This window comes from Bradyrhizobium huanghuaihaiense, from assembly GCF_025200885.1.
GTDB classification, from domain to species: domain Bacteria; phylum Pseudomonadota; class Alphaproteobacteria; order Rhizobiales; family Xanthobacteraceae; genus Bradyrhizobium; species Bradyrhizobium huanghuaihaiense.
This window is the reverse complement of the sequence record NZ_CP104172.1, coordinates 2,493,222-2,514,017: the sequence shown is the minus strand read 5'-3', so window position 1 is coordinate 2,514,017 and position 20,796 is coordinate 2,493,222. Positions and strand designations below refer to the sequence as shown.

The window sequence follows — 20,796 nt, the reverse complement described above, 5'->3', positions numbered from 1 at the left end:
ATCGACGCAAACGCACGTCAGTCCGTTCACTGCGGCAGAAATGCTCCTGCTATTGATCCGATGACCTCGCTGCTAGCTGCCGGTTGATAGGATCGGGCGAAAATAAAACGAGATGTCAGAGGTATCTCCGCTTCGGATCGACCATCCTGGCCGATGAGTATCAATCCGGCGCCGCCATTTGCGACATTCAGAATAATCGGCTCGCCGCTCCATGTCTTGATCGGGGCCATTCCTATGATGAGGAATTCGCCGACAGGCTGGTCGAAATATTGGATACGCAATTGCGGGCCGACTTCGGCCGCAGCAAGTTCAAGGCCGAGCTGCTGGGCCCGTGCGTAAACGCTAGCCAGGCTCACGGTATCGGACGTGAACCCAAGCTGCGCAGGCGATAGATCGACAAGTTCCACATTTGTCTTCCGAGAGCTAACGATGAACGTCGGCCGAGCAAGGATTTCAGCGGCCTGACCACCGACATTGCAACCCTTGCTATCGAGCTCGTTACGCAACGCAAGAAAGTCAGCGAAGGTACCTATTGTGACCGTCTTCCATGTCGCAACGTCGCGCCCGGACTTGATAGTCTGTTGCGACGCTGGGTCCGAGCGCGGCTTGAGCTTCAGCTGGTTCTGCAACACATCGCGGGCTGCGCATTGAGCGGACGCGGCGCTCGCAAAGGGAATGACGCAGACCGCCCAGAGTGCGGAAGCGAAAACGTAGGGGCAAACTCGCCTTGAATGGTCATTATGTGCCGCGCACCGGGCTCGGCTTCTGAAAGTAGACATGGCAAATAGCTTTTCTAAAACGTTGGACGGAAAAAAGCTCGCCTCCGAGTCAATGGGAAGAACGGAGATAAATGAGTCCAAAGAACATTTCTGCGGCCGACTTTGAAATAAGTCCGGAGGCGGGGGCCTATGGCCAAAGTAGTCCAACTTCCAAATGGCGGGCGGCAGTCCGTAAGCCTGAACCATCAGTCCTAACGGGAATGATGTCGCCGAAAGATAGCACCCGGAGCAAATCGGCTCAACGCCAAAGTCGGCGGTGGGTCAAACTCGCCCTGAACGGTTGGTCTGGCCGGAGTCCGATCTACCTCAAAAAGCCGAACTCAACCTTAGCTTCCTCCTCGACAGCAACGGGCCAATTCCCGACTCATGCAGCGCAGCAATTGTCGGGCCAATTATTCGATCACCTCATCAGCGCGGGCGAGCAACGATGGAGGAACGACCAAGCCCAGGATCTTTGCAGTCTTGAGATTTATCACCAGTTCGAATTTGATGGGCTGTTCGACCGGCAAATCGGCGGGCTTCGCACCTTTGAAAATCTTGTCGACATAAATAGCGGCCCGGCGCCAAAGGTCCTGAAGATCAGCACCGTAGGTCAACAGGAAACCGGCGTCAGCGAACTCTTTCTGACCGGAGGTGCCCGGCAGCCTGGTCCTTATAGCCGCTTCCGCGATCTGACCACGATAGTTGTACAGCACGCTGTCTCCCTGCACGATGAACCCCTGCACTCCCTCTTTACTCATCGTCGCAAATGCTTGGTCAAATTCATCTGACTTACGGGCTTCGACCGGGACAATCGTCAGTCCGAGGGACTGAGCCGTCTGACTCATCGGAATCAATCGGTTCCGATTGAGTGCAACGTCCGGGTTCCAAAGAACACCGACACGCGAAAGGTTCGGCAGTGCTTCCTTCAGCAGCTCAAACCGCTTACCCACAATCTCGTCGCCCGTGTCTGCCGTGAGCCCCGTGACATTTCCACCAGGGCGCGCAAGGCTGGCAATAAGCCCGGCCCGAACTGGTTCAACAACAACGGTCGTGACGATCGGGATGGTTGTGGTCGCTTTCATGGCCGCAACGACAACTGGAGTGACCCCGGCAACGATAATGACATCCACGCCGCGACGAACAAGGTCCGCAGCAAGCGCGGGCAGTTGTTCGATCTCCCCCTTAGCGAAACGATATTCAATGACGACATTTTCGCCTCGGCGGTAGCCGAGACCTCTCAGGCCTTCTTCAAACGCGTGGATAAGGTCGAGCGTCTGCTCTCGGGACGCTATTGAGAGATATCCCACCTGGTAAGTCCGCTCCACGCGCCGTTGCGCAAATGTGGCAAGCGGCCATATCGCTGCCGTGCTGCCAACAAGCGTGATGAACTTTCGCCGGTGCATGTGTCCCCTCAAAAGAACACGTCAGGTTCTGCGTTGCAGCATAGCACCTTGCCCCTTGCTCCGCGAATAAGAAGTAGCTTCCCGCCTTCAGCCACTCGTCAGGCGCGATGTCTCAGTTGGGTCAACAGCGCCATTTGGGAGGTCGACCTGTCACTTTCCGGTCTACACCGAAAAGCGGACCATCTCAGAGTGCGCCCGAACTTCGCATTCGGGCCATGAGCCGACCTGTGCGCCACCGGCCAGTTGGGTGAATGCGTCACCCTCAGCGAGCTCAGGGAATAAGCGCGGCCGGCAGTGGTCCTGTTGGCAGCGGTACAAACTGATTCTGCTGCCCCTGAGCCATCGCCAGGATCGCCAACGCAAATGCAAGGACCACCAAGAGTTTGGTCATCAGTCAAATCCGCTGAAATCTTGTTCGTGCATACGAGATCTCGGCTTTGCGCTCCTTCGGAAAGGCAATCGTCGAACAGCGACCAAAATAGACCGCTCACAATCAATACATGCATGCTGAAGAAATCAGCACTGTGAACATGTCGACGTCGAACTCTTTCTCCAAGCTCAGTCCGAACCGCTCTAGCCATTTAGCTTGAGCCAGGTAGGCCGTCTTCTCTCGCGCCTGTAGGCAATCAAATTTGAGCTCACCTAGATTCTGAAGGTGATGGACCATTTCGTGTACCAGGACCGATTGGTCCGTCGGCGAAGTCCCACCCCAATCGTCAGGAAGCAGGATCGTTCTCGTGTGGTTGTCGTAGAGTGCGACAACCTCGCGCTGAGCTAATTGCCCATCGTTTCCTATGAAGCCTTGCGAAGAAGCAAGGTCCCTGGCACGCAACCTCGCAAGCTCCATCCTCGACGCAAATTCAATAGCGGGACGTTCTTTGATGGCAGGCAGGTCAAAATTTGATGAGAGCCAAGCCACAACGTCATCCAATAAAACTTCCGTAGGTTGAGTTGCATCAGAATGCAACGAAGCCGAACGCGACCCGGTGGACCCGCTGCGCTCCAAAGCATATTCGCAATGGGCTCTCGAGGATGTCGCTAACGTGAGGGAGGCAATTGCCGCGACCAAAAGGAATTGTTTGAACATGACCCTCTCCTAGAGGCTGTTCGGAATAGAGACCCTCTTCAAAACAATCAGTCAGCAGTTGAATGGCCGGAAGCATAGCATTCGCTTGGCGACGCCGTTGTGAACCCATTCACACCAAAGAAGCCACCACGCCCGTCACCGAGTATGATGCCCGCCCGTCGAACAATGATGTAGTACGCAGCAATCGGCGCCCTGATCAAAAACTACGCCCATAGCAACCTCTCTTGCGCGAGGTGCGTATGGATGATCAGAAAATTGTTCAGTATCAGTCAGTCCGGCCCGCTTCGTAAGAGGCGACCCCATAAAGTATTTCCTGCTTTAAAGTCAAAGGTTCAAGCGCAAACAGAATCTCTTGTGGCCGCGGAGGATCGTGATCCGGCGCAACCATTCTGACCAAATTTGCACCGAGGCCAAGGCGCGCAAGCATAATCGAACGATGAGGGCACATAGACTGATGGCGTTTGCGATCAAACCACACGCACGCCGACGCACCAATGGTTCGCCTTGCCCGCGACCACAGATGACCGCTCCGGGTCAAAATGCGAGGTGGCGGCCATCTCGCAGCCCGTCAGCTTATCTCTCAGAAGCAGACGTCGGTCGACACGATGCGTAGGTCCGCGACGGGCCACATCCGGACTCATGCAGCGCAACAAGATACGCACTCGGCCGATCACTTTATCAGTGCGCGCGAGTACCATCGGGAGACGAACCTTGCAATTCGATTCGAATTGCGCGGCGCTTCATTCGGCTAACTTTGTGCGTCGGCGCCAAGTTCGAGGCTATGTCCTGCGATTGGTTGAATCTTGGCCTCCAGGCTCCGCGCATCACCGGCTCCAACGATCCGATCTCAGGCGCCAACACTAGTTCAACACTCTCACCAGATCATCAGCCTCGCGCAGATCGCGGGAAGTTTCCGCGGATGCGAATTTCGCCCGAGTCGATATTAGCAGGTCTCGTGCCTCAGCGCGTCCGGATGCGCTCTCGCCTGCGCTGACCAGGCGCGCGATGCTGATCGCCGTGCGCAATTCCCAACCGACCGCCCCGAGCTTCCTGGCAGAGGCAAGCGAGCGCTTGAACAAGCGCATGGCGGCCCGGTCGTCCCGCGATGGATCGCAACACAGCAGCGAGCCGTGGATCCGGTAAATCTCGGGAGCAGCCCAGCGCTCTCCGGTTTGCTTCACCAGGGCCTCAGCCGAGGCAGCGAAGTTTCGAGCCCTATCCATCTGCCCGATCCGTCCGAATTCCGTGGCAAGCAGAATTCGATAGAGCGGCATCTGGATGCACCGGTTCTCGGCGGGCAGCTTATCGAGCAGGCCGCATAGCTGCTCGAGCACGTCCGGCGCGGGGCCTCGTGCCGCCAACGCTGCGGTTGCCCACAATGGACCGATGACCCGGTACATCGGATAGCCATACTCGTCAGCGACCTTCAGACCGCGCTTCACGCTGGCAAGGTTCTCCGGAAGGTCACCTTCATACCAGTGATCGGCGACGCCGAGAATGGAGGCAAAAGCCACCATGAACGGATGTCCGATCTCGTTCGCGAGCTGCCGCGCCGTCACGCAGCACTCTCTGGCCCGGCCGGGCCGGCCCAACAGCCATTCAATGTGTCCGGAATAGACGAGCGATACAATCAATGGATCATGCTGATAGATCTGGACCAGCTTGCCGTGCTCGCGCGGATTGTAGCGAGCGCTGACCAGAGCCGCGAGCTCACTCGCCTGCTGCAAACGACCGAGGAAGAAATTGGCGATCACGGCGGCGGTGTAGGCCATGAGGGCGGCTTCGTCGTTGCGCCACTCTTCTGCCCGCCGGACGAAATTTTCCGCGTGTTCGAGGCCCTTGGTGAGCTCGCAGTTGACCAGCTTGGCTATGGTACTTCCCCACAGCACCGTCGCCTTCTCGCGAATGGTGCCATGGCTCGCGCAAAGCTCGAGTGCACGACTGTAGGGGCCATAGACGTTCGGGTCGGACCATCCGGCGTTGGCCGTGTACGCCATCGCCAGATTGGATTGCAGTCCGATTTCAGCCTCGAAGCGCCGCGGCGACGCCGGCATCTTGGATATCAGCGAGAGGCCTTCGCGAAGGTGAGCCACGGCTTCCTTGGTGGCGGATCTGCGCAGCGCGGATTTGCCAGCCTGGAGCCAGGCCTCGATCGCCTCCGGAATGTTGCCTGCGCGCGCATAATGATAGCCCAATACCGCCGGCTGGCCGCTTTCTTCAATGGAGGCTTCCTGGAGCAGCCACGATGCCACGCGCGCATGGAGTTCACGCCTTTCCTCCATGAGCAACGAGGAGTAGGCGACTTCCTGTATCATCGCATGTTTGAACGTGAAGACCTCGCCTTGAGGTTCCTTGCTGCGATACACGATCCCCGCTCTCTCGAGAGCTCGCAACGCCTGTGGCAGCGTTTGGCTCTTATCCGGAAACACGTTGAAAATGCCTCCATAGTCGAAACGCCTTCCGAAAACGGAGGCGATCTGGGCGACGCGCTTGGCAGGACCGAGACGATCAAGGCGCTCCATCAGGGAATCGTGAATACTTGACGGCACCAGGGGTTCCGGCAACTTCGGCGCAGGGCTTTCGGCGGCCAGCGGGACCGCACCGGCATCGACGACGGCCCGCGTGAACTCCTCGACAAAGAGTGGCACGCCGTCGGTCCTTTCCACGATCTGGCTGGTGATCTGGCGCGGCACGAAATCGCTGCCCGCGACGGCTGCGACCATCTGCTCGCATTCATGCGCTGCCAGCTTCTGGAGGGGGACCCGTCTAATTGCCGTGCCTGACAACCAGTCGGCCTTGTAATCATCGCGATGCGTGATCAGGACCATGATCCGCTCGCCAGGACAGCGAGCCATCACGCGTACCAGCAGTTCGATGGTGGTCGGGTCCATCCACTGGACGTCCTCGACGATCCCGAGGATCGGCTGCTTGCGCGAGGCGGCGACAAGAGCGTCGACGAACACCTGAAACGCACGCTCGCGCTCCAGGGGAGATCCGAAATCCGCGGGCTCGTATCCCGCGCATGCGGGGATCGACAGCACCGCCCCGTAGTAACGAAGCGCCTGCTTGAGATCGGTGACGGCGCTCGCCAACAGCGATTGCAGTTTTGCCAGCGCGAGTTCCGCGTTGTCGGTCTCGTGGATGCCGGTCGCACGTATGAGGCGCTCGATTTCCGGGGCAAGCGGCGTGTTGATGTGGAACGGCGAACATTGCAGCGACAGAACATCACGCGGAGACGCACCGAGCGAACTGCGGAACTGGCGGATCAAACGTGACTTGCCGATGCCGGGCTCGCCGGAAATGACGCCAACTTGCCCCGAGCCGGCGAGAGTCTGCTGCCACATCTCGGCAAGTAACGCACTTTCGCTGGTTCGGTTTATCATCGGGGCAAGAGGCGACCTCCGCGCGCGGTCGAACCTGCTTTCGTTTGACCCAAGCGCCTCTGCACGCCAAGCCTCGACCGGCTCCTCCACGCCCTTGAGAGCTTGTCGGCCAAGCGGCGCATAGCTGAAGGTTCTGCGGGTCAGGTCGTAAGTGCTCGAGCCGACTACGATACCGTTCTCACTCGCGAGTCCTTGCAGGCGGGCAGCGACATGCGCCGTACTGCCGAACACTTCCCGTCGATCGGGGGGCTCGCCGGGCACGCTGCCGACGACGACGACCCCGGTGTTGACCCCGATGCGCACGCCCAGGCGAACGAAGCTGCCGTCCGACAGCAGAAACTTGTGTTCCTTGATCGCCGCGGCAATCGCCAGAGAGGCGCGGACCGCGCGCTCAGGATCATTTTCATGGGCTTGCGGGACGCCAAAAAATGCGAGCAACCCGTCACCAATCATTCTAGCGATATGACCGCCGTAGCGGCGAATCTGCTCATCGCAGATATCGCGGTAAGTTCTGATAATCGCGAAGAACTCCTCGGGATCGATCCGCTCGCTCAGGGGTGTCGAACCGACGATGTCGATAAATGTCACGGTGAGCTGGCGGCGTTCGGCATGCGGAGCCTCATTCTCGACATTCGGCGGCCCCTGTGTCCGCTGAAGTCCGCCCAAACGATCGGGCTTCGGCTCGCTGCTCATGACCCACCAAGTTCACTTTCCGCCGTACCTGCCGTGAGGCAAGATAGAACGCGAGCCGCATCCAGTTGACGCTGCCGAGCGGCCAGTGCCCAGGCAGACAGTTCCAGGGATTGAATACCATGTGCTCGCAGTCGTACAGCGCATTCTGCGTCAAACTCTTGAAATGGCAGGCCATCCAGCCGCACTTTAGGACGGGTCCATGGCCGCGAAGCGTCCCCAACGTCATCCGACGTGACGGCGTGCCGTACCCGTTTGGAGAAATCGAACACGACGTCATCGCCGCCTTGTTGCGTGCGCGGGTGCGGATCCCTCACAAGCGATTCCTGAAGAAAGCTTTTCGATGGGCCCAAAACGCAAACGTCCACCATCTAATGTCCTCATTTGACCACCGGGAGGACCGACCAAATAGCGCACGACCTTGTGCTCGCCGATCTCGGGTCACAAGCTGCGATCACGCTCGGGCCGACCCATGTCCGGTTGATCCCAGCGAGCCGACCTACGGATGGAACATGCGAACTTCGGCAACCGGGCCACAAGCGGTAAAGCTCGGAACGGACAGATGTCTTCCGGTTCACCTCCAATTGCGACCGGTCGAGCGGGTATCCCCTATCGGCACCGTGCTTACGTTCGCCCAGCCGAGACTTGGCACGCTGGACGGCGAGCAGGAGAACGGGTCATCGAAGGTCGCCCGCCGGTAGTCTTCTCGACCTGCGCCGCGCTGTTCTGTCTCGCCAGCACTCCGCTGCTGCCGCTTTACCCGCAAGGTAGATTGGGACAGACTGACTTTGCAAATGGGTGACTGGCGGTGCGAGCCAGCGGCTTTGCTCCATCGCTCTGGAGTGGGAGCGTCAGCATGCCCGATTGGCCGAACGAACGGGACCGACCCAGTCGCGGCACTGAAAGCGTCCGCATCGCTCTGGCGCGGCTTAGCCCCCAGACACAGCAAGTGCAAACCAGTGGAAGTTCAGCGACGACATTGACGTCGCGTTTTCTCCCGGTTATTTGCGCCGCCATTGCGGTTGGAATCTTCATCGCTGACACTGCTACCCCCGCTGAGATCGCTTTCGGCGTGCTGTACGTCGGCGTTGTGCTGCCAGCGGCAAGGTTTCTTCAGTGGCGTGGTGTTGTACTCGCGACATTGGGATGCATGGCGCTGACGGTACTAAGCCATGTTCTGTCGCCGCACGAGCAATCGCTAAGCATCGCTGTTGCAAACAGACTTATCAGCCTTGTAACGATCGGCGTTGCCGGTTTCATCGCCGTACAAGGCCAATTCAGAGAACTGGTGCTGCGCGAGCAGGCCAGCCTCCTCGACCTCACCCACGACACCATCTTCGTGCGCGATATGGACGACGTCATCGTTTACTGGAATCGTGGCGCCGAGGAACTGTATGGATGGAAGAAAGCGGAAGCCATCGGTAACGTCACTCACCAGCTCCTGCAGACGGTCTTTCCCGTGCCACTTGAAGAGATCACGGCGGGGTTGCTCCGCACGGGCCGCTGGCAAGGTGAACTCGTCCACACGAAGAAAGACGGCACACCGGCGATGGTGGCGAGCAGGTGGTCTCTGCAACGGGACGCGCGTGGCCATCCCGCCGCGACCTTGGAGACCAATAACGACATCACCGAGCGCAAGCGGGTGGAGGATCTGACCGGGCAGGTGTTCGAGAGTTCACCTGACGGAATCGCCGTCATTGGTCGAGACTACCGGTTTCAGCGCGTCAACCCGGTGTACGAGCGGATTTGGCAAATACGGGCCGACGGGTTCGTCGGGCAGCACGTTGGGGATCTGCTGGGTACCGAGTTTTTTGAGCAGGAGGTCAAACCGTATTTGGACCGCTGTCTCACAGGAGAGGGCGTCAGCTTCGCGGGATGGTTTGCCTATCCGGTCGGCCGCCGTTACCGGGTCGTGTCCTATTGGCCGCTGCGGCTGCATTCGGAGCAGGTCGAGGCCGCGCTCGCGATTGTTCGCGACCTCACCGAACATGCGCTGGCCTCCGAAGCCTTGCAAGCGGCGCAGGCTGAGCTCGCGCATGTCAATCGCGTCACTACGATGGGCCAACTGACGGCCTCGATCGCCCATGAGGTGAACCAACCGATCGCCGCCGTGGTCACCAACGCAGACGCCGCCTTGAACTGGCTGAACGCTCAGCCGCCCAACCTGGACCAGGTCCGGGAGATCCTCGGCCAAATCGCTAATGACGGCAACCGAGCTGGCGACGTCATCGGCCGGATCCGCACCCTTATCAAGAAGGCGCCGCCGCGCAGGGGTCGGTTCGACCTCAATGAAGCCATCCTCGAGGTCATCGCGCTGGCCCGCAGCGAGGTTCTGAAGCATGGCGTCTCGCTGCAAACCGGGCTCGCGACCGGCCTGCCGGCGGTGGACGGCGACCGCGTCCAACTCCAACAGGTCATCCTCAACCTGATCCTCAATGCGGTCGAGGCCATGAGCGGCGTCGACGAGGGAGCACGGGAGGTGCTGATCAGCACAGAGGCGGATGCCGCGGGCGGCGTGCTCGTCACCGTGCGCGATTCCGGTATGGGGCTGGACCCGAACGATGCGGACCGCCTGTTCGAAGCCTTCTACACGACCAAGCCGGAGGGCATGGGCATGGGCCTGGCCATTTGCCGTTCGATCATCGCCGCTCACGGCGGGCGGCTGTGGGCGACCGCCAATGAACCTCGCGGCGCGGTGCTTCAGTTCACCCTGCCTCCAGAATTGGACGAGACCGCTCTCGCGGAGCGCGCCGGGCACATGCCGGTGGTGTGAGGTTGCAGGTTTGGGCGAAACCGGTCTGTTCTCGGCGGCGGCTGTCTTTACTGCGCTCGCCATCCGGTCGAACGTCGGGTTCGGGTCAATCGCGTCAGTTTGGCGCTCTGCCAGCGACTTCCGATCTACCCCAAACTCCAGACATGCTGCTGCATCGCATTGAGTGACGTGATGGGCCAGAATGAGACCTTCGGCGGTGCGAACGACCTACGAGGCAAAATATCAGGCTGCGTGGTGCGCGTCGCCAAAGCGGGGCTCAATCCGTTGGCTGCGGGCCGTCGTAGCCTTCGATCACGATGATATCGATGTCCACGGCGCCCGCGCGCAGTGCCCTCGCCTTGGTGTATTCCGGTGAGCGGTAGCAGGCGAGCGCGGTTTCGTAGTCCTTGAACTCGATCACGATGTTGCGCTCGCGCGCCTTGCCCTCCACCGCCTCGAAGGTGCCGCCGCGCACCCGGAATTTCGCGTCGTATTTGCGGAGCACCGCCGTGAGGGCGGGGCCGTAGGCTTTGGTGTATTCGGGTTTGATCACATCGATGCGCCCGATCCAGTACCCGTTCGGCATGTTGTCCTCCTCATCTTTGCATTCTCAAATCAAAAGGGGCCACTGGGGGTCGAATTGCTCTGCGTGCCAATGGTTCCGTCGGGTTGACGACACCGTTGCGGCTTGAGGTTAGTGGCGCGGCGGGGCAAGTCTAATCGAGCGTCGAGGTCCGTTCAGGGTCAATCGCGTCGGTTTAGTCCTCGCGCGATGATTTCCGGTCTGCCCCGATCAGCGGACAGCCTCGCCGTCCATCGCGAGGTCTCAAACGGGCCAAAAGCTGCCTTGGCCCGCTCACATCGCCCAGTTCAGGTCACCTACCGGAAGCAGACCTCTAAGCGCTTTGAGCTAAGGTCAGGCACGGGCCAGTAGGCGACATCGCAGGGCTTGGCATCATGATAGAAGGTATCAAGCGGACGTTGCGGCTTGTATCCGGCGAGGCAAAAATTAGGGGGAGTACCCGACAAGGCAAATGTATCCCGCGACTTTCGTAACGAAAGCGATCTTCGGGAGTTTTGTCAGTCCCGGGACGAGGCGATAGATAGCTGACCTCTGAAACAACTCCCTCTTGGGCCTTGGCTAATTCTTCCCCATACGGCTTGCCTGAAGCGTCCTTGCTATCTTTCTGAACAATACCGAGGCGCGCGGGATTTGGATTGGCAACCATCTTGCCGTCTGGCCCCGCGCAGGTCGGATACAAATCCCTGTCGCTGAACGTCGGGGCGCCTTTGTTGATTTGCTCGATTGTCGCGACTGGGTCAGCCTTTATGCCCGCAATAACCCTTTCGAGCATGGCGCGCGCCTCACTTGCGGTACCGTACTGTTGACCAATGGCTGCTTGCGTGAACAAAAGCGAGGCAACGCCTGAAAGAATGATCCTGATCATCGTTCACCCTCTATATTTTTTTAAATATCAATCCCCTTCCCTCGCAGTTTCGAATCGACCTGTCCAGATTCAAATTAATGCTTGCTCTCCGCTTCTATCGCGATCGGCAAAAGGTCCGCCTTGGGTCACAGGCTGCCTTGGCCAGCTTGTATGGCGCTGTTCGGGTCACCTTTAGAAAGCAGACCTCTCGGCGCTTTGAGCTAAGGTCAGGCACGGGCCATCAGCAGACCTGTTGATCAGGCTTCACATCATTCCGGGAGCCCGGCTGCGCGCAGGGCTTTGCCAAGCTTCGCCGCCAGTTCAGGCGCGCAGGCGACCCCAGCGAACTGGCCCGAGATGCGGAAGGTCGGCTGTAGTTCCAGCACGCAGGCCGCAGCCGCCCTCGCCTCCTTCAGCCGCCCGAGGGCAGCGAGTGAAGCCGCGAGCTGCACCCACGTAATGCTGTGGGCGGGATTGGCGAGGTTAGATTTGTAGGCTGCGCGCGCAGCCTCCGCATGACGATCGCGACAGAAATGGCCGAGCGCCTGCGCATCGTAGGCGGCAAAAGCCCATGGATCGAACGGGCTCAACCGCAAGCCGCGCTCGCTCCAATCGATTGCGCGCTCCGCCTCACCAACCCATCCCGCGACAACGCTGCCGAGGATCCACGCGAGCGCGGTCGAGGGACTCAAGGCGAGCGCGGCCTCGAATGCGGCGAAAGCGGCCTGGCGATCATGGGCGTCCATGCCAAGCGAGAAGCCAGCGAAGGTTAGCGCCATCGCATCGTCGCGCCCGTGCTCGATGGCAAGGCGCGCGTGGCGCACTGACGCGAGGCGATCCTCTTCCTTCAACCCGGCGCGTAAAAAACGATTGTGATAGCTCATCGCCGCAAGGCCATGAGCGAGCGCGTATGCGGGATCGAAGGCCAGAGCGCGCTGTAGCTGTGGCAGCGCGAGTGCGGCGCGATCGGGCATGCCTGAATCGACATCCGGCTGCGCACGCAGCACGAGTTCGTAGGCGTCGAGACTGTCGGTCCGCTTGCGGCCGATGCGGTCGACCTCGGCGCGTCGTAGACTTGGCTCTATCGCGCCCATCACGGCTAGCGCGATCTCGTCCTGTAAAGCGAAAATGTCGCCCACAGTGCGGTCGTAGCGCTCGGCCCAGATCTGTGCGCCGCTGGCGGCATCGGCGAGCTGTGCGTTGATGCGGACGCGGTCGTCTGCGCGCCGCACGGTGCCTTGCAGGACATAGCGTACGCCGAGATCGCGACCGACCTGCTTCACGTCGGCAGTGCGGCCACGCCAGACGAAACTGGAATTGCGCGCGATGACAAACAGCCACCGGATGCGCGACAGCCCCGTGATGATGTCGTCGACCATGCCATCGGCGAACCAGGCGGCTTCGCCGGAGTGCTCGAATGGCAGCACGGCGATCGACGGCTTTTCCGGCACCAGCAGCGCGGCGTGATCGGCCTCGTCGGCATTCGCGCCGATTCGCGTCACCGGCGGGCCGATATAGCGATAGCCACGGCGCGGCAGCGTCTCAATCCAACCTCTCCCACCGCCCGGCTCGAGCGCGCGGCGCAGCGCAGCGATCTGGACGGTGAGATTGCTCTCCTCGACAGCGAGTCCCGGCCACGCAGCATCGATCAGCGCGTCCTTGCTGACGGGGGACGCGGCGCGCTCCAGGAGGAGGCGCAGCAGCGCGGCCCCACGCTGACCCAGCAAGCTCGGCACGCCCTCGCAAGACAGCGCGCCCGTCTCGGCGTCGAGTGCAAAAGAGCCAAATCTGTAGGTACCTGGTGGGAGCCGTTGGGTCATTTCGGAGACATTTTGCACCAATTTCGGAGATGTTTCACGACCTTTGGATGAGGGAAAGGCAGCCTGCGGCACCCGATCACGCCAACTTGGAGGGCCAATATGAGTGGACAAGCCATCATCCGAAGACCTGGTGAAGGGAAGTCTGTGAAGTTCGCCGGCCAGCCCATGGCATTTCTGGTCACCGCCAATGACACCCGGCATACCTCAATGTTCGAGTGGACGATTCCACCAGGCTTCTTCACCGGGCTGCATGTCCATCGCGTGCAGGAGGAAACATTCTATGTGCTGGAAGGGGAGTGCGACTGGCAAGTCGGCAACGAACGCGTGCGCGCCACGCCCGGCACCTATCTTTTCCTGCCGCCGGGCGTGCCGCACAACATCGGTAACGCCTCCGACAAGATTGCACGCGTGCTCATGACAGTGTCCCCGCCCGGCCACGAGCGCTATTTCGAAGAGCTGGCCGAGACTGTAGCACGTGGCGGCGCGGCCGACCCCGGAACGATTGCTGAGCTTCGCGCACGCTATGACACGGATCAGCTGTCGGCACTCAGAAGCTAACATCTCTTCCACGATCGAAATTAGGAGCACGTTTGGCCACGATCGCGTGGTCAGACGTCTCCTTTGGGTCTTGGCTGTGTGAAAACACCAGGGCGCCTGACGGCGATAGAATACGTTATTCGTTCAACACCGTCTTAGCGGTCAACCTCGCAAGCGCATTCAACTCAGGGAACGAACTGAAGAATGTAATTCTAGCGGCGTTTCGATCTTTCGCGTTTTTATACAGCCAGGGTCAAAGGCTGACCTTGGGCAGCTCCACGATGTTATTCCGCTCAGCTTCCGAAGGCGGACATTGCCAGGCGAGGAGCGTAAGTCAGCTCAGGGCCAATTCCTGACCCTGAGCATCTGCGACGAGTTCGTTGGCTGAGGATGGTTACTCGATCACTTCATAGGCATAGGAAGGCAGTGACGGCGCCCCATGCCTGAAGGCTTGTAATCGCACGGCATCGACATCACTTCGCTTCCTTCTGACGCTCGACAACCAGCCGCTTCTCGGCGCCGGCTTGCAAATCGTCGAGCTGCTTGCGGAAACCTGGCAAGTCTACAAGAGGATGCGGATCAGTAGGCTTGCGCGTCTTCAGCAGATCTTTCGCTTCGGTGAGACCCGTCGAGAAGCCATGTGTCGTGAGATGCAACTCCACGGGGCGTGTACCATCCTGCGTGAGAGTGCGGATACGTTTTACACTCGCGATGAATGCCTCCACTTGCTCCGGCCCGCGTATGCGATTGAGCCCAAGGCCGCCAACCGTGAACGCGCGGTAAGTGCGGGCGCCATCACGTGCATCGAATGCGAATGAGGCGGTGCCCATCGTGTGACCAGGTGTCTCGAACGCCTGAACTGCAATGTCGCCACCGGTGACCGTCTGACCATCGGTGAGCACGATGTCAGGCTCAATCATGATCCACGGCCACCGCGGATGCGGTGACTCTTCCGCACCTTCGCGCCAACCCTCTTTGGTCATGGCAAAGCGTGTTCCAGGCGCCAGCTCCGATTTGAGTTGGCCAATCCCGCCTGCATGGTCGACGTGACCGAGGGTGACAACGACCAGCTTGATGTCCTTGGGTTCGAACCCCAGCGTGCGAATGTTTTCCAGCAACTGGCTGGTGTACGGCCCATAGAGCGTGTCGATCAGCACGTGGCCATTCGGCGAGGTGATCAGCCAGGCAGAGACCCAACAGATGCCGACATAGTAGACGTTATCGAAAGCCTTGTAGGGCTCGATCTTGTTCAATGCCGCGTCCCCAACAAACTTGGCCATGTTCGGCGGCATGCGGCCGGTCTCACTGAACACGGTAAAGGCAGCCATCAGCGGCGCCGATTCGCATCTTGTCGTCAGCGGCTGCTCTTGTGCAGACGCTTGAGCCGATAGCAGAGAGAGAGCTGCAACGGCACTTCGGATATAGGCAAACCTCATGGTCGTCCTGCCGGGTCAAACAAAATGTACCGACATCGAGACGAACTGCCCGGTGTCCCGCGTCGCCGTGATGCCGGTTCAGGGAGAGGGCACCGTCGACTGCGTCGGAACAGCGCTGCGCCTAACCTCACAATCTCATCACAGTTATCGGACCAAGACAACGAAGTATCGTAGGGCCGCGGCGCAACAATCGCTGCTCCGCAATAGGTGTTAGTGACCCATGACTGCAATGGGTCAAACACCGAATAACTCAGGTTTGAGCAAGTCTGGTCCCTCTGGCACAACGAGCGGACTTCCGACTGCCGAGGCGCTTCGCAGATGGGCCACACGCAGCCATCTCTCCTCAAGTCTTTGTGGGCGGATCCGTACAGGTTTCCTCGGCGCTGTAGTTAGCCACACCTGTTTCTGACTTCACATTCACGGCAACTTCCATTCCGACTTCGTCATCGGGTTCACCCCAATATGTCCCCCACAGTGGAATGGCCTGCTGCGGCGTCCGGGCAACGCCGACCCTGATCAGATCACGATTTCCGACGATACCGTTGGTCGGGTCGAACTCGACCCAGCCTGAGCCGGGAATGTAGATCGAGCACCACGCGTGCGTCGAGCCGCCGCCAAGTCGCTCCGGCCCGTCTCGGTCGGACACATATACGTAGCCTGTAATGAAACGCGCAGCGAAACCAAGCGAGCGCGCCCCCTCCATCATCAGCAGGGCGAAATCGCGACACGTCCCCTGCTGCAGCGCGAGCGTCTCGGCAGGGCTCTGCGTGCCCGGCGATGTCCTGCGCAGATAGGAGAAGCCTTCGGCAATCGCCTCGTTGAGCGTCATCAACAGGTGGCCCGTCGGCCGGCTCGCGTCACGCACAACGAACTTCGACAACCAATCATCGACCGCGTGGTCGTTCGGATGATGGCGCCGCATGTACGGCACGAGATCCGGCAACTCGTCGTCACCATACGAGAACGGATGCTGGCGGGCGTATTCCTCGATCCGAAAGTCCGGCGCGTTCTCCGGCGTGTGTTCGAGGCGAATTATCGTATCGAATTCCAGGACATCACTCGACGCATTGAAATCGATCAAGGTCTGGCAGTTGCCGAACACGTCGTGGATCCAACGGATCTCAGCTGGCTCCGGCCGCACTGTCAGTTGGCAGTCGAGCAATCGCTGATCGAAACTGTCACGGGGACGGAAGAGGAGCTGGTGGCGCCCTAGTTTGACCGCTCGGTGGTAGCGATAGACTGTGCTGTGGTGGACGGTGTAGATGGTCATCACACGCGCTCGGTCCCCGCCCAATATGGCCTCTTTTCACCGATAGTTCCACTTCCGCAAGCGAACCCCATCTGCCTGCTGTTTCGGCACTTTGCGAGAGGGTCTCGGAGGGAACCCGACGGAGCTGCGGCGCTTGTAGTTCAGCGTCAACGCTGACGAACAGGGAGAGCGCATCTTGAAGATTCGCGCCGGCTACGAGCTTGCATTCCAATGCAGTCAGGACCTCCCGATGGTACTCATGCTGAGTGTCCATCCATCCCGCCGAAAAGACCTTCTGACGGATCATGTTATTCGCACTCTTCCCCGCGTGCGAACCAGGGAATACCTAGACGGCTTCGGTAATATCTGCACGCGGCTCGTAGCGCCCGCCGGCCTGATCCAGATTCGCAACGAATTCGTGATCAAGGATAGTGGGCGGCCGGACGCCGAGGCCCTCAACGCGCCCCAAGTGGCGCTTCAGGACCTTCCCGACGAAACGCTGGTCTATCTGCTGGGCAGCCGCTACTGCGATACCGAAAAGCTCACCGATCTTGCCTGGACGATGTTCGGTGCCATCGAAGGCGGCTGGGCGCGTGTTGAGGCGGTCTGCGATTACGTCCACAACCGCATCCAATTCGGTTATCACTTCGCGCGCAACGACCGGACGGCCTCGGAAGCTCATGAGGAACGCGTTGGGGTCTGCCGCGACTTCGCCCATCTGGCGGTGACTCTGTGCCGATGCGTGAATATCCCGGCCAGATATTGTACGGGTTATCTCGGCGACATCGGGGTGCCGCCCGATCCGGCGCCTATGGATTTCAGTGCTTGGTTCGAGGTCTATCTTGGTGGACGCTGGTACACATTCGACGCGCGACATAATCATCCAAGGATTGGTCGCATCTTGATCGCACGCGGCAGAGACGCCGCCGATGTCGCGATCTCCACGACATTCGGCCCCGCCCAACTGGTGCGCTTCACGGTCGTCACCGAGGAGGTCCCGGAGAGCAATCAGCAATGCCGAAATTTCACTTCAAACTCTGCGATACCCGCATTGTCGCCGATCATGGCACCCACGAGCTCGCCGGTGCGACAGCCGCCCGGATAGAAGCAATCAGGCTGGCCCGCTCCATCCGTGAGGCCAGACCCGAGCTGGCCGGCAGAAACTGCTCAGTGTCCGTCACCACCTACACCGGCGAGCCGGTCTGCAGGATTTCCATCGATGACGTAATGTAGCCCGACCATCTCGCGGACAGCCTCAATACTGAAACAGTCCGATCGAGCCGCAGGCTAGGTCATAAGCAAGCGCAAAGCCTGAAGTTGCTGCAATCGAGCATACGTGCATCAACGGTTCAAATTCACCGTCATTCTCGAGCTTTTGGTGGCGTCCGCCTTCGATACTCCTACGGCAGAGCTCGCTTTCTCTGGATTTCCCCAGAGAAACCAGATCACCAACCCAAACGAAAGAAGGCCTGTTAGGACTACACTTAGGTCGCGCTTCATCAGAGTGCACCTAGCACAGCGTCAAGGACCGGTGTGACTGTAGACGACGTACCGAGCCGCCTCAACTTTAGGCTGTTTGCTAAGGCAATACGGGGAGGACGGCGATGTTCTCTGCAGAAACCCCGCTTCCAGCGCTCGCGAAATAGATAGCCATCAGTAAAATTGCCGCGAAGGCAGCGTATCCGAGCATGATCCAGCTGTCGAAGGCGCGTTGCTCGGCGAACACTCCATTGGCCCGATGTGCAATCTGCATTGTCATATCTCCTTTGAATAAGTGTGGGCACCACTCGTCCGGTCACCTGCCCGGTTTCTAGGCTCATTTTGATTTTGAGTATGGCGGCTCTGATCTCTTGAGCGTTTCCACGCTGTCAAAACCAGAATGGCCACGCAGCCGACCGTATTTGCTGAAAAAATGGCTACCGCAAGCAAATCGTGCGTAACCGTAATCGAGTAACTTACGGTTGCAATGTTGGCCGCGGTAAACAAGAGCCAGGTTGATATCGAGACTGCTCTTGCGCCCGCTTTGTCCCGGTGAACTCGCATGATTTGAGGGATGTAGCCCAGCAGCCTCGCCGTGTTAAGGATAGCAAAGGCGCCAAGAGAGCAATCTGCCAAGTTCATGACGTTCACCAGTGCCAAGGCATGTAGAAAAAACATAAAGGAAGGTGCGATGCTGTGTGTCATTCAATAAACTTGCGCTCTTGAGAAAAAATTCCGACGCAGTCCGATTTTTTTATGCGATTTCACGTTTTGAGCCGGCTCTCGTTTGATCGCTCTCTTGAAGATGATGTTTGGCAAGCTCTGCCTCCGGCTCCGCGCTTTCATCCGTGCAGAGCAACCTGCTCAAGTTTTTCGAACTGAATGGGAATTTTTGGTTCCGTTTTGAGTCAACTCAATAGGGGGACGCTTGAACCCGGATCCGACCACCAGGTTCAGAACACTTGTGGTACCTCATCTTGCAGACGCGTTGGCTTTCGCCCGATGGCTCACGCGCGACCGGGCAGATGCCGAGGACGTCGTGCAGGAAGCCTTGGCGCTCCGGCCGCGCAAAAAGAAGCAGCGACCTCACGCGTCACCAACCAAACAGCACTCGGGAAGATAAAGACTTCGGACGCCGTAGACGATTATTCCCCGCCGCCACAATTGGTTCGCGGTTCGCCCCGCAAAACCCAGCTGCGCCTCGGAGAAGGATTTTCCAAAAGCGAACATGATGAGAACGGCAGGCACGCAGCGATTACTTGCCTCTTTGTTGGGCTCACCATCCATTGCGGCACCCTCGCTCGAGAGTAGACGAGCAATCACTTCATGCCGATATTCACCCGTCCTACCAATTCATGACGTTGGGCCACCGCGCCAATCTGCGAATGCGCGTAGGCTCTATCGAGCCCATCGAGCCATATCTCTGCCATGTCTCGTCTAGCCTGGACTGCTGACGTGCCGGACGTCTTGCGGCAATCCGACTTCTCGATACCTGGTGCGCCTGATATACTGGACGATGTCCCAGCGCCTGGATGCAGATCGCCGCTGGATGGGGTGAGCGCATGGTTAATGGCGCTGCGTTGGTGTGCATCGTCGGCGCTGGTCCGGCAGGCCTTGTGCTCGCCCACATCCTTCACAGGTCGAACATCTCGTTCGTGATCCTGGAACGTGAGCAATTAGGCGAGCTGCGCAGCCGCACGAAAGCCGGACTGATCGAGCAACGCGCGGTCGCCGCACTCCGACCCTTCGGTCTTGCCGACACCATCATCGAGCGCGGAGGCCGCAACGGCACCTGCGAATTCCGGATCGATGGCGAAGTTATCGTCTGCAACTACGGGGCTCCCAGCGATGATGGTCAGGGTCACTACATCTACCCGCAACAGGAGCTTGTAGGCGACTGGGCCGATGCACTTGTCGCGAAGGGCGGTCAGATCCGTTTTGGGGTTAGGGTTGTCGACATTGCGCAGAACGAGACAGATGTCGAGGTGCGGGCGGTTACCGCAGCGAATGGTGAACCTTTCACGATCCGTGCCGAAGCTGTCGTGGGCTCCGACGGCGCCGGAAGTCTGGTCGCGCGCGCAGCGGGCTTCAAGACGTTCGAGATTGCCCACCCGTTCCGCTGGCTTGCGGTAATCGCTGCGATTGCCCCTCCGAGCCCCCGTACGGTTTATGCACTGCATCCCAAAGGGTTCGCAGGACAGTTTCGACGCTCCGCGACGTCGACGCGATACTACCTGGAAGTGCCTGTTACCGACACGGTTGCCGACTGGCCCGACGAACGCGTTTGGGCAGAGCTGGAAGAGCGCATGGCAATTCCCGGCCAACCGCCCCTGGTCCGCGGCGATCTCATCGAGCGGGATTTCCTCGATCTGCGCGTTCGTGTGCGCGAGCCGATGCAGTTGGGGCGTATATTCCTCGCCGGTGACGCCGCTCATATGGTGACGCCGGCGGGCGCCAAGGGCATGAACATGGCTATTCAGGATGCGGTCGAACTCGCGGCGGGCCTATGTGAGCGTTACGGCGATGCCGCCAGCGGCGACCGCCTCAAAGGTTACACGGCTTCGCGGCTTCCGGACATTTGGCGCTATCAGGAGTTCTCAAATTGGGTGCTCAGCCTTCTCCACACCGGGCCTGCGGCGCAGGGGGGGATGACAGAAAAGCAGGACTTCGTCCATCGCTTGCGCCGGGCACGGCTTGACCGAATGATCAATGACCCGGATTACGCGCGTTGGTTCGGCCGCACCTACAGCGGGTCCTAAGCTCCAATTCCAA

17 protein-coding genes are annotated in these 20,796 nt (G+C 59.6%); 6 read left to right on the top strand and 11 right to left on the bottom strand.

The annotated features are described in order from the left end of the window. Window positions 1-26: 26 nt before the first annotated feature. The 4 genes from N2603_RS11840 to N2603_RS11825 all read right to left on the bottom strand — a co-directional run bounded on the left by N2603_RS11840 (window position 27) and on the right by N2603_RS11825 (window position 7,327). On the bottom strand, window positions 27-632 hold the full coding sequence (locus tag N2603_RS11840; protein ID WP_311741295.1) for a hypothetical protein: 606 nt from the start codon (window positions 630-632) through the stop codon (window positions 27-29). 539 nt (window positions 633-1,171) lie between these two features. Further along, a complete protein-coding gene (locus tag N2603_RS11835) occupies window positions 1,172-2,164 on the bottom strand; it encodes an ABC transporter substrate-binding protein (RefSeq protein WP_260388874.1) in 993 nt (330 codons plus the stop codon). 493 nt (window positions 2,165-2,657) lie between these two features. Beyond that, window positions 2,658-3,251, bottom strand: a complete 594-nt coding sequence (locus tag N2603_RS11830; RefSeq protein ID WP_260388873.1) for a DUF6647 family protein — start codon at window positions 3,249-3,251, stop codon at window positions 2,658-2,660. 860 nt (window positions 3,252-4,111) lie between these two features. Further along, window positions 4,112-7,327 (bottom strand): ATP-binding protein, encoded by a 3,216-nt coding sequence (locus tag N2603_RS11825; protein WP_260388872.1) that lies wholly within the window; start codon window positions 7,325-7,327, stop codon window positions 4,112-4,114. Between the two features lie 853 nt (window positions 7,328-8,180). Here N2603_RS11825 and N2603_RS11820 point away from each other — a divergent pair. Further along, window positions 8,181-10,097, top strand: a complete 1,917-nt coding sequence (locus tag N2603_RS11820; protein WP_260388871.1) for a PAS domain-containing sensor histidine kinase — start codon at window positions 8,181-8,183, stop codon at window positions 10,095-10,097. A 256-nt stretch (window positions 10,098-10,353) separates the two neighbouring features. On the opposite strand, the gene N2603_RS11815 is transcribed toward N2603_RS11820, so the two are convergent. The 3 genes from N2603_RS11815 to N2603_RS11805 form a co-directional block, all read right to left on the bottom strand. Continuing rightward, window positions 10,354-10,662 (bottom strand): DUF1330 domain-containing protein, encoded by a 309-nt coding sequence (locus N2603_RS11815; protein WP_260388870.1) that lies wholly within the window; start codon window positions 10,660-10,662, stop codon window positions 10,354-10,356. 310 nt (window positions 10,663-10,972) lie between these two features. Beyond that, window positions 10,973-11,524, bottom strand: coding sequence for a cache domain-containing protein (locus N2603_RS11810; protein ID WP_260388869.1), 552 nt, complete (start codon window positions 11,522-11,524; stop codon window positions 10,973-10,975). A gap of 248 nt (window positions 11,525-11,772) precedes the next feature. Further along, window positions 11,773-13,323 carry a winged helix-turn-helix domain-containing protein gene (locus N2603_RS11805; RefSeq protein ID WP_425248984.1) on the bottom strand — a complete coding sequence of 517 codons (1,551 nt, stop codon included), beginning with the start codon at window positions 13,321-13,323 and terminating at the stop codon, window positions 11,773-11,775. 99 nt (window positions 13,324-13,422) lie between these two features. Here N2603_RS11805 and N2603_RS11800 point away from each other — a divergent pair, with 99 nt between their 5' ends. Next, window positions 13,423-13,881, top strand: coding sequence for a cupin domain-containing protein (locus N2603_RS11800; protein ID WP_260388867.1), 459 nt, complete (start codon window positions 13,423-13,425; stop codon window positions 13,879-13,881). Between the two features lie 452 nt (window positions 13,882-14,333). Here N2603_RS11800 and N2603_RS11795 read toward each other — a convergent pair whose 3' ends face one another. Beyond that, window positions 14,334-15,296 (bottom strand): MBL fold metallo-hydrolase, encoded by a 963-nt coding sequence (locus N2603_RS11795; RefSeq protein WP_260388866.1) that lies wholly within the window; start codon window positions 15,294-15,296, stop codon window positions 14,334-14,336. Between the two features lie 343 nt (window positions 15,297-15,639). After that, the gene (locus N2603_RS11790; protein WP_260388865.1) at window positions 15,640-16,566 is read right to left on the bottom strand and encodes a transglutaminase family protein; all 927 of its coding nucleotides are present in this window, start codon (window positions 16,564-16,566) and stop codon (window positions 15,640-15,642) included. Window positions 16,567-16,741: 175 nt separating this feature from the next. Between N2603_RS11790 and N2603_RS11785 the strand changes: the two genes are divergently transcribed. Together N2603_RS11785 and N2603_RS44930 are read left to right on the top strand one after the other, a co-directional pair. Then, a complete protein-coding gene (locus N2603_RS11785; RefSeq protein ID WP_260388864.1) occupies window positions 16,742-17,650 on the top strand; it encodes a transglutaminase-like domain-containing protein in 909 nt (302 codons plus the stop codon). Beyond that, the gene (locus N2603_RS44930; RefSeq protein WP_425248983.1) at window positions 17,560-17,778 is read left to right on the top strand and encodes a DUF6894 family protein; all 219 of its coding nucleotides are present in this window, start codon (window positions 17,560-17,562) and stop codon (window positions 17,776-17,778) included. The genes N2603_RS11785 and N2603_RS44930 overlap by 91 nt, the downstream gene beginning before the upstream one ends. A 346-nt stretch (window positions 17,779-18,124) precedes the next feature. Here N2603_RS44930 and N2603_RS11780 read toward each other — a convergent pair whose 3' ends face one another. Next, on the bottom strand, window positions 18,125-18,298 hold the full coding sequence (locus N2603_RS11780) for a hypothetical protein (RefSeq protein WP_260388863.1): 174 nt from the start codon (window positions 18,296-18,298) through the stop codon (window positions 18,125-18,127). Between the two features lie 2 nt (window positions 18,299-18,300). Further along, entirely contained in the window at window positions 18,301-18,729 is a 429-nt protein-coding gene (locus N2603_RS11775; RefSeq protein ID WP_260388862.1) for a hypothetical protein, read from the bottom strand. Between the two features lie 259 nt (window positions 18,730-18,988). Between N2603_RS11775 and N2603_RS44925 the strand changes: the two genes are divergently transcribed. After that, complete coding sequence (locus N2603_RS44925; protein WP_425249004.1) at window positions 18,989-19,147, top strand: sigma factor; 159 nt, start codon at window positions 18,989-18,991, stop codon at window positions 19,145-19,147. 409 nt (window positions 19,148-19,556) lie between these two features. Then, window positions 19,557-20,783 carry an FAD-dependent monooxygenase gene (locus N2603_RS11770; protein ID WP_260388861.1) on the top strand — a complete coding sequence of 409 codons (1,227 nt, stop codon included), beginning with the start codon at window positions 19,557-19,559 and terminating at the stop codon, window positions 20,781-20,783. The last annotated feature ends 13 nt before the right edge of the window (window positions 20,784-20,796 follow it).

Excerpts from the sequence above, each read along its gene's own strand:
- N2603_RS11800 (WP_260388867.1), top strand. The coding sequence starts at position 13,423 with ATGAGTGGACAAGCCATCATCCGAAGACCTGGTGAAGGGAAGTCTGTG.
- N2603_RS11810 (WP_260388869.1), bottom strand. The coding sequence starts at position 11,524 with ATGATCAGGATCATTCTTTCAGGCGTTGCCTCGCTTTTGTTCACGCAA.
- N2603_RS11835 (WP_260388874.1), bottom strand. The coding sequence starts at position 2,164 with ATGCACCGGCGAAAGTTCATCACGCTTGTTGGCAGCACGGCAGCGATA.
- N2603_RS11770 (WP_260388861.1), top strand. The coding sequence starts at position 19,557 with ATGCAGATCGCCGCTGGATGGGGTGAGCGCATGGTTAATGGCGCTGCG.
- N2603_RS11825 (WP_260388872.1), bottom strand. The coding sequence starts at position 7,327 with ATGAGCAGCGAGCCGAAGCCCGATCGTTTGGGCGGACTTCAGCGGACA.
- N2603_RS11780 (WP_260388863.1), bottom strand. The coding sequence starts at position 18,298 with ATGCAGATTGCACATCGGGCCAATGGAGTGTTCGCCGAGCAACGCGCC.
- N2603_RS11820 (WP_260388871.1), top strand. The coding sequence starts at position 8,181 with ATGCCCGATTGGCCGAACGAACGGGACCGACCCAGTCGCGGCACTGAA.
- N2603_RS44930 (WP_425248983.1), top strand. The coding sequence starts at position 17,560 with ATGCCGAAATTTCACTTCAAACTCTGCGATACCCGCATTGTCGCCGAT.
- N2603_RS11815 (WP_260388870.1), bottom strand. The coding sequence starts at position 10,662 with ATGCCGAACGGGTACTGGATCGGGCGCATCGATGTGATCAAACCCGAA.
- N2603_RS11795 (WP_260388866.1), bottom strand. The coding sequence starts at position 15,296 with ATGAGGTTTGCCTATATCCGAAGTGCCGTTGCAGCTCTCTCTCTGCTA.
- N2603_RS11790 (WP_260388865.1), bottom strand. The coding sequence starts at position 16,566 with ATGACCATCTACACCGTCCACCACAGCACAGTCTATCGCTACCACCGA.
- N2603_RS11775 (WP_260388862.1), bottom strand. The coding sequence starts at position 18,729 with ATGACACACAGCATCGCACCTTCCTTTATGTTTTTTCTACATGCCTTG.
- N2603_RS11805 (WP_425248984.1), bottom strand. The coding sequence starts at position 13,323 with ATGACCCAACGGCTCCCACCAGGTACCTACAGATTTGGCTCTTTTGCA.
- N2603_RS11830 (WP_260388873.1), bottom strand. The coding sequence starts at position 3,251 with ATGTTCAAACAATTCCTTTTGGTCGCGGCAATTGCCTCCCTCACGTTA.